The sequence below is a fragment of the Arthrobacter ginsengisoli genome (assembly GCF_031456935.1).
In the GTDB taxonomy this organism is placed as follows: domain Bacteria; phylum Actinomycetota; class Actinomycetes; order Actinomycetales; family Micrococcaceae; genus Arthrobacter; species Arthrobacter ginsengisoli.
In genome coordinates, this window is record NZ_JAVDVQ010000051.1 from 1 (window position 1) to 7,419 (window position 7,419).

4 protein-coding genes are annotated in these 7,419 nt (G+C 63.9%); all 4 read right to left on the reverse strand.

Annotated elements, in window-relative coordinates; all coding sequences use genetic code 11:
- Window positions 1–592: 592 nt before the first annotated feature.
- On the reverse strand, window positions 593–2,626 hold the full coding sequence (locus J2X01_RS21740; RefSeq protein ID WP_374725014.1) for an ABC transporter ATP-binding protein: 2,034 nt from the start codon (window positions 2,624–2,626) through the stop codon (window positions 593–595).
- Entirely contained in the window at window positions 2,623–4,365 is a 1,743-nt protein-coding gene (locus J2X01_RS21745) for an ABC transporter ATP-binding protein (protein ID WP_310062572.1), read from the reverse strand. Before J2X01_RS21745 ends, J2X01_RS21740 begins: the two co-directional genes overlap by 4 nt.
- Window positions 4,366–4,501: 136 nt before the next feature.
- Window positions 4,502–5,245 (reverse strand): IclR family transcriptional regulator, encoded by a 744-nt coding sequence (locus tag J2X01_RS21750; RefSeq protein WP_310062574.1) that lies wholly within the window; start codon window positions 5,243–5,245, stop codon window positions 4,502–4,504.
- A complete protein-coding gene (locus J2X01_RS21755; RefSeq protein WP_310062576.1) occupies window positions 5,242–6,591 on the reverse strand; it encodes an APC family permease in 1,350 nt (449 codons plus the stop codon). The genes J2X01_RS21750 and J2X01_RS21755 overlap by 4 nt, the downstream gene beginning before the upstream one ends.
- Window positions 6,592–7,419 lie beyond the last annotated feature (828 nt).

Consider the following 7,419-nt stretch of genomic DNA (forward strand, 5'->3'; position numbering starts at 1 on the left):
TGCCCAACCGCCACACCCCTGCCAGCGCCCCCGGCCCGCCCGAGGCGCGCACCGCTGCGCCCGGACGCGGCCTTGACACGACCTATAGCCAGCTATGAGAGGCCCAGTCTGAAGGTCCGATGGCAACGCATAATCCTCGATGGGGGAAGCCGTGCTCCCCACTCAACCACAATTTTTTCAACCGGGTTAGGCCCGTTTTCTGTCCACCCTGACCGGCCCGGAACCGACACCGACAGCTTCCATGTCCGGGATCTGGTTGGCCATCCCCGGGCTACCTACCAAAAGGGGTGGTTTAAACCATCCAGAAACAGCGTTTCGCCTACCTGCCGATGACGGGACGATGGATGACAAGCCCAAATCCGGCGAAAGAGGAAAAAGCAGTTCCCATCCCAGCAACGCATGACCTAGCGAGAAAGACTGAACGACATGACACGAGAAGAAGCCTACGCACGGTGCCCCTCGGATTCCTATGTGGAATTTTATGGCGGCCAATGGCTGGTCGTCCCGCTTGCACCCGTCCAGCAGCCTGCCTTCTTCACGTGTCTGCCTGGCGAACGCCGCAGCACCCGTCGGTGATCGCAGGCGCAGGCAGCTAGACCTCCGCCACCGGAGCCGCGAACTGGGCCGCATACAGTGCCGCATACGCCCCGCCCGCGGCCAGCAGCTCCGCATGGTTCCCCTGCTCCACGATCTTCCCGGCCTCCATCACCAGGATGAGGTCGGCGTCGCGGATCGTGGAGAGCCGGTGCGCGATCACGAAGCTCGTCCGGTCCGAGCGCAGCGCACTCATGGCCTTCTGCACCAGCACCTCGGTGCGGGTGTCCACGGAGCTCGTCGCCTCGTCCAGGATCAGCACGGACGGCCGGGCCAGGAACGCCCGGGCGATGGTCAGCAGCTGCTTCTCGCCCGCGGAGACGTTGCCGCCCTCATCCTCCAGCACGGTGTCGTAGCCCTCCGGCAGGGACCGCACGAACCGGTCCACGTACGTCGCCCGGGCGGCCTCCAGGATCTCGTCCTCCGAAGCGCCGGGCCGGCCGTAGGCGATGTTGTCCCGGATGGTGCCGCCGAACAGCCAGGTGTCCTGCAGCACCATGCCCATCCGCGAGCGCAGCCCGTCGCGGGTCATCGCGGTGACGTCCACGCCGTCGAGCGTGATCCGCCCGGCGTCGAGCTCGTAGAAGCGCATCATCAGGTTCACCAGGGTGGTCTTTCCCGCCCCCGTCGGCCCGACAATCGCCACCGTTTGCCCCGGCTCGGCCACCAGGCTCAGGTCCGCAATCAGCGGCTTGTCCGGCGAGTAGGAGAACGAGACGTTCTCGAACACCAGCCGGCCCCGGCCGCCGTCGGGCGCCTCGCCGGGAACAGGGTCAGCCGACTGCTCGTCGGTGTCCAGCAGCTCGAACACCCGCTCGGCCGAGGCCACGCCGGACTGCAGCAGGTTCGCCATGGAGCCCAGCTGGGCCAGCGGCTGGGTGAACTGCCGGGAGTACTGGATAAACGCCTGCACGTCGCCCAGCTGCATCGCCCCGGAGGCCACCTGCAGGCCGCCCACCACGGCGATCCCCACGTAGACCAGGTTCCCGATGAACGTCATGGCCGGCATGATCAGCCCGGAAATGAACTGCGCGCCGAAGCTGGCCTGGTACAGCTCCACGTTCTTCTGCCGGAACCGCTCCTCCACCTCGCGCTGCCGGCCGAACACCTTCACCAGCGCGTGCCCGGTGTACGTCTCCTCGATCTGCCCGTTCAGCTCGCCGGTGTGCCTCCACTGCGCCACGAACAGCTTCTGCGAGCGCTTGGCGATCACCGCCGTCGTCACCAGCGTCAGCGGAATGGTCACGAGCGCAATGATCGCCAGCGTCGGCGAAAGCAGGAGCATCATCACCAGCACCCCCACGACGGTCAGCAGCGAGGTCACGGCCTGGCTGATGGACTGCTGCAGGCTCTGAGAGATGTTGTCGACGTCGTTGGTCACCCGGCTGAGCAACTCGCCGCGCTGCACGGTATCGAAGTAGCGCAGCGGCAGCCGGTTGATCTTCGCCTCGATCCGCTCCCTCAGCCGGAACACGGTGCGCTGCACGACGCCGTTGAGGATGTAGGCCTGCATCCAGCCGAATGCCGAGGCCAGCACGTACAGCACCAGCGCCCACAGCAGCACGGTGGCCAGCGCGGCGAAGTCGATCCCGGTGCCGGGCGTCAGCGTCATGGCGCTGAGCATGTCCGCCTGCTGGTCCTCCCCCGCCGCGCGGAGCTGCGCGATCACCTGCTCCTCGCTCATCCCGGCCGGGAGCTGCTTGGACACGACGCCGGCGAAGATCAGGTTGGTGCCCTCGCCCAGCAGCCGGGGCCCGATCACCGAGAACGTCACGCTCACGACGGCGAGCATCAGGACCAGCACCAGCCACAGCCGCTCGGGCCGCAGCTCCCCCAGCAGCCGCCGGGCGGACGGCCCGAAGTTCATCGCCTTCTCCGCCGGAATGTTCATCCCGGCAAACGGGCCGCCGCGGCCGGGACCTCCCGCCGGGCGGGGAATCCGCATGGGGGTTTGCGCGGCGGCAGGTGCCCCGGCGCCCGTCGAGGCAGCGGTGGCGGCGGCCGGAGTCGGCGCCTTGTCGGTCCGGCTCATGCCGCCTCCTCCGCTGCGAGCTGGGAGTTCACAATCTCCTGGTACGTCTCCGAGGTCTCCAGCAGCTCTTCGTGCGTGCCGTGCGCGACGATCCGGCCGTCGTCGAGCACCAGGATCTGGTCCGCGTCCACAATGCTGGAGACCCGCTGGGCGATGATCACCAGCGTGGCCCGGGCCGTGTTCTTCTTGAGCGCCTGCCGCAGCCGGGCGTCCGTGGTGGTGTCCAGCGAGGAGAAGGAATCGTCAAAAATGTAGAGCTCCGGCCGTTTCACGAGGGCCCGGGCGATCGCGAGCCGCTGCCGCTGCCCGCCGGAGACATTGGTGCCGCCCTGCGAGACCGACGCGTCCAGGCCTCCCTCCATCTCCCGGACGAAGTCCTCAGCCTGCGCAATGCCGAGGGCCTGCCAGAGCTCGTCCTCGGTGGCGTCGGGTTTGCCGTAGAGCAGGTTGCTGCGCACCGTGCCGGAGAACAGGTAGGGCTTCTGCGGGACCAAGCCGATGTGCCCCCAGAGCAGGTCCGGGTGGAGTTCGCGGACATCCACGCCGTCGATCAGCACCGCGCCGGACGTCGCGTCGAAGAGTCGCGGCATCAAGTTCACCAGAGTGGTCTTGCCGGAGCCGGTGGCACCGATGATCGCCGTCGTCTGCCCCGCGCGGGCGGTAAAACTGACGTCCTGGAGCACCGGCTGCTCGGCGCCCGGGTAGGCGAACCCGACGTCGCGCATCTCCAGTTCACCGCGTGCCGCCCGGCCGGCCGCGCGCGGGACCGGGTGCAGCGGCGGCCGGACGCTGGATTCGGTCCCGAGGACCTCGCCGATCCGGTCCGCCGAGACGGAGGCGCGCGGGATCATGATCGCCATGAAGGTGGCCATCATGACGGACATCAGGATCTGCATGAGGTAGCTCAAGAACGCGATCATGGTGCCCACCTGCATGGAGCCGTCCTCGATCCGGAACGCGCCAAACCAGATCACGGCCGTACTGGAGACGTTGAGCACCAGCATCACGGTGGGGAATGCGAGCGCCATGAGCCGGCCGGCCCGCAGCGCGGTGTCCGTGACGTCCTCGTTGGCGCGGGTGAAGCGGGCCGTTTCGACGTCCTCCCTAACGAAGGCCCGCACCACGCGGATGCCGGTGAGCTGTTCGCGCAGCACCCGGTTGACGGTGTCGATCCGGGCCTGCATGAGCCGGAACAGCGGCACCATCCGGATAATGATCGACCCCACCGCGGCCAGGAGCACGGGCACGCTGACGGCGATCAGCCAGGACAGCTGCAGGTCCTGCCGCATGGCCATGATCACCCCGCCGATGCAGAGCATGGGCGCCGTGACCATCAGCGTGGCGGACATCAGGACCAGCTGCTGGACCTGCTGGACATCGTTGGTGGAGCGGGTGATGAGGCTGGGCGGGCCGAACCGGGTGACTTCCTGCTCGGAAAACGCGGCCACGCGGCTGAAGATGGCACCCCGGATGTCCCGGCCCAGGGCCATCGCGGCCTTCGCGCCGAAGTACACGGCGGCGATGGTGCAGGCGATCTGCAGCAGGGTGACCATCAGCATCACGCCGCCGATGCGCAGGATGTAGTCCGTGTCCCCCCTCGCCACGCCCTGGTCAATGATGTCCGCGTTCAGGGTGGGCAGGTAGAGCGAGGCGATGGACGCCGCCAGCTGGAAAACGACGACGGCGAACAGCAGCCGCCGCTGCGGCCGCAGGTATTCGACGAGCAGTTTCCAGAGCATCCGGTCTCCACTTCACTGGCCTCTTAAAGCACTGTGATTCGGAGGTCAGTTTACGTCCGAAGGCAGGGAAGTGTGTGTGTTTCTGGGGGACAGCACTGAGGAACAAAGGACAGTTACATGACCAAGCATCGACTCATCAGAACAGGAGAGGCGATAGTCGTGACGTCAGTTCACGGGCCGCATCCGCGTGCTCGGAGATTGTGGTGAACCGTTCTGCGGGGCCGGTGAGACATAGTGCACCGCCGGCTGACCCATCGGGCAGCCGCACCGCAAGTGCCAAGCTGGCGGATCCTGATTCAAATTCATTGATTTCCGAGGCCTGGCCTGTGAGCCTTATTTCCGCGAGTTGCTCTTCCAGCCGGCCACTGTCAGTAATGGTGTTCTCCGTCAACTTCACCAAGTGACCGCCCGGAAGCGGGAAGACCGAATCGCCAAGTTCAGCGAGCATCAGTTTCCCCGCGGCGGAGGTGTGCGGATATCGAAGCAGCTCGAATACCGAGTGGAGCGGATAATCTGGATCTTCATCGGCGATCCTGAGGGAAGCGCTCCTGAACATAAAGAGGTGCACCGCGAAACGGTTTCCCCGCCGGAACTCTTCTATGACGGTGCGGGCGGCGGTGGGAACACTTGGCGGGGACGCAGCCGTCACCAGGCCTGAAATCGCGTGTCCGAGAGCGAATCCGCGGAGATCAGATGTGCGGACCAGATATTCGTCCCCGACTAGCGCATTCAAGAGCCTGTAGGCGGTCGCCGGAGGCATGCGCAGGGCGTCGGTGATCTCTTTCGCCGTTGTCCCCGTGCCGAAGCGTGCCACGATTTCCAGGATCCTGAGCGAGTTTGACGCTGAGCCGGAACCGGAGTGTTTTGGCCTGTAGTTCATTTGATCGGCCCGCCATGAAACAGGTCTGATTCCCTGGTCTCATCGTAGATGCCCACCGACGCCAGGCGCATGGGTAACCGGCGGTGAAGGTACATGGCGTAAATGACGCTGGCGAGCAGGACACCGCCATAGATGAGGGTCTGCAGGTTACCTGTTCCAATTGATGTTGTCGCAGCCGTCCAGAGCACCGCACCGAGAACCAGGGAGGTTGCTGCTCCAAGTGCCCAGCTGGCGTACGTGTTCTCCCCGATCCTGCGCAGGAAGAAAGGCAGGGACGCGCTGGCAAGGACATAGGACCCGAGGTATCCGTAGGCGCCCAGCGTGAAGAGGTTGGCGAGACCCTGCTCAGGACTTGCTCCGGAGATGACAATCGCGATGGGAACTATGGCAACAACCGGCATGACGGCCAGGATCGCCGTTGAGGGTGTCCGAAAGGCGGGATGTGTCCGGCCGACTGCCCGTGGGGCAACGCCTTCCCTGCCCATACAGAAGAAAATCCGGGCCAGGGCGTTGACAGATGCGATGGCGCACGCAAACCACGATGCGGCGATTCCCAGGTCAAGGACTGCAGCGAACACCGGGGAAGTCTGGGAAAACAGGTCAGACAACGGTGTGGAACTGGCTGTTATGTCTGACGATGCATCTCTGAGGGCCACGTCCTGGGCGGTCGCGGCGAGGAGATAGAGCACGCCCGCCAAGATGGGGGTCCACGTAATGGCCCGTGGCACGCTGACGAAGGGTTTCTGCGCCTCCCCTCCTAGCGTGGTTGGGCTTTCGAAGCCAACAAATGCACTGATGGCCACCACGATTGCGATCGATAACGAATCAAAGTGTCCGTTCCACGCAAACACAGTCCCGAGATTGACCTTCGGCTCGTTGAAGGCGAAATAGACCACCATGAGGACGGCGAGGATTCCAATTGAAATGGATTCCATTAACAGCGTGGACCACGCGGATAACTGGATCCCCCTGACCATGAGGAAACAGGCGGTGCCTGCGGCGGCAAGAATGACCAGCACCGTGACAACCTTGGCATCTGCCACGGGGATGCCCAGGTTGATGAACAGCTCAACGACATACGTACCAACAGCCAGCAGACTGGCCATGGCCACGAGTCCGTACCCGAAGATGGCCGACCAGCCGGCGGTAATTGCCGTCCGTTGACCAAGCCCCTTGGCTGTGTAGCTGTAGAGCCCGCTGACGGCAGCCATGCGCTTTGCCATCGGTCTCAGGCATAAGGCAACCAGGATCATGACTGCCATGGCTACGCCGAATGTCAGCACAAGGTTCGGTCCGTCGGATCCAAAGACAAGACCCGGAAAGATAAGGGCCGGAATGACGGTCATGGCACCCGCGGGTGCCACGTTGGCTACTGACTGCGCGAAGACCGGCAGGAAGGAAAGCTTCCGGCGCCTCAGGCCCTCCACCGGAGAGCGTGGCGAGATGAAGCGATCACCGCGGGCAGACACTGGGACCAACTTTCCCTCCGGCGTGCAGGCTCGTCTTTGATTTCGCGTGACACAAGTCACCTGCCAGAGGTGCAAAACATTAGCATTCCCGGACCTCGATGACGGGCGCAAACGCGTTTGTGAATGTTTCCGGCAGGTTAACTCCAGTGGGAAAAATCGACCTGAATTTTCCCATGCCGCGCCACTTCCCAGCCTGCCCCCGAATGTTTCCAACATGTTAACTGCGATGGGAAAATGCCGCCGCGAATTTCTCACGCAAATATTCATCAAAGGCTCGCCCCGGGCGACTTGCATGACGTAGCTTTTCGTACACAGACCGAATACAAGTGACCGGCATCACGCCAGCAGTGCTCGGAGTAGAGCTCGGCTGACACTCCTGAAATTGAGGATGTCGATTGCAAGTGATCCCCGCTCTGGCCTCAACCGGGCTCGCGGGTGATCTTTAGCGCAGCAGCGTATGCGCAAGGGGATAACAGTTCTGACCACGCCACGGCTGAAAAGTTCTGCTATTCCGCGGATTTTGTGTCTATTTATTCCGCAATGGGAATTCCACCGGCATCAGCCAGGGAAACCACGCCGTCCGCTAGCCAATGAGCCCTCATCTTGAAATAGAACCAAGGAGAAAACCATGACTCTCAACACTGAAATCCACACCGAGGTAGGGGTCGCACACCCCCTCGATCCGCTCTCCCGTGAGGAGATTTC